Origin of the sequence: Paenibacillus sp. Aloe-11 (assembly GCF_000245715.1) — a bacterium.
In the GTDB taxonomy this organism is placed as follows: domain Bacteria; phylum Bacillota; class Bacilli; order Paenibacillales; family Paenibacillaceae; genus Paenibacillus; species Paenibacillus kribbensis.
In genome coordinates, this window is sequence record NZ_JH601066.1 from 151,522 (window position 1) to 153,046 (window position 1,525).

Below are 1,525 nucleotides of genomic sequence, written 5' to 3' on the forward strand. Positions count from 1 at the left end.
ATCGCAACAATCATGGCCGCCGAACGGCCGAGAAGAAGCCCCACGACGCAGTCACGCCCGACTCCATGCGCCCGAAGACTGCCTGCCAGCCGGGCAGCTTTGTCTTCCAGCTCCCTGTAGCTCCATTTTTCCGCTCCGCAAACGATAGCTGTACGGTCCGGCGTGAGCCGCGCCCGCTGGTTCAACATCCCGTGGAATGTTCCCTTCGGCGGCTCATACGCAGGATCAGGGGAACTTTCTTCCAGTAAATACCTCATTTCGGTAGGTGGAAGAAGCTCAACATCATTCAGCATACTATCGGGCGTGCTAACAGCATGCCGCAAAATTTGCAGCAAGTGTCCGCTCCAGCGCCGGATCGTCTCCTGTGTGAACAGTGCTGCCGCATAATCAAAGCTCAAGCCGATGGGTCCATCCTGCTCCACCGCCTCAAGAGTCAAGTCGAATTTGGACGTTGGGTGATGAATGGCATACGGTGAAACCATGAGTCCGTCCAGACGCAGCGGCGGAATCTCCATATTCAACATATTGAATGATACGCTGAACAGCGGATTGCGGCTGATATCCCGTTCCAGAGGCAGCTTCTCAATCAGCTCTTCCAGCGGATAATCCTGATGGGCAAATGCCTGCAGGGTCGTTTCTTTGATTTCATTCAGATAATTCCTGAATGTTTTGGTTCCTGACGGCGCACAGCGCAATGCGAGCGTATTGATGAACATCCCCGGTATGCCAGCCGTTTCGGCGCGTGTTCTGCCCGCCGTTGGCGAGCCGACGATAATATCTTCCTGGGATGAATACTGTGCCAGCAAAAAGCTGAACGCGGCAAGCAGCACCATGTACACCGTCGTATCCGTCTCGGCGGCAAGCCCCCGAACCTGCTTGGCGAGCTCTCCGTCAATTCCGAAGACAACCCGGTCGCCGGCATAATTACGCTCATGAGGGCGTGGATAATCGGTAGGCAAATCAAGCACAGGCAGCTCACCCTTAAAAGTGTCCAGCCAGTAGGCTTCCAAACGTTTCATACTTTCCCGCTGTGCCTCTTCGTTCTGCCATACGGCAAAATCCTTATAATGCAACTGCGGTGCAGGCAAGCTTTCACCATGGTAAAGGCGGGCCAGATCATTCACCAGGATGCCTGTCGAACTACCGTCCGAGATGATATGATGCATGTCGATCATTAACAGATGCCGCTTCGCCTCCAAAGCAACGAGAGCCGCCCGAACAAGAGGAGCCTTGTGCAGGTCGAATGGCCGAATAAACTGACGAATCAGAGCTTCCGCTTCTTCCCCCTTCGCCGTTAGAATCTCCAGAGAAAACGGAACCTGACGGTGAATGCGTTGTACTAATGCACCTTCGGCCATCTCAAATGATGTTCGCAGTGATTCATGTCGTTCGATCAACTGTCGGAAAGCAGTCTCCAAACGCTCTACATCGGCTTCCCCTTCCAGCAGCAAAACGGCTGGAATATTGTAGCTGATTCCAGTTTCCCCGAGCTGATTGACGATATACATTCTTCGCTGTACTGAGG

The 1,525-nt window shown here is 53.6% G+C and carries 1 protein-coding gene; it reads right to left on the reverse strand.

The window, feature by feature from the left end:
* Window positions 1-1,525 (reverse strand): condensation domain-containing protein (locus tag WG8_RS20880; protein ID WP_007432236.1); only part of this gene is annotated, 1,525 nt, incomplete at both ends.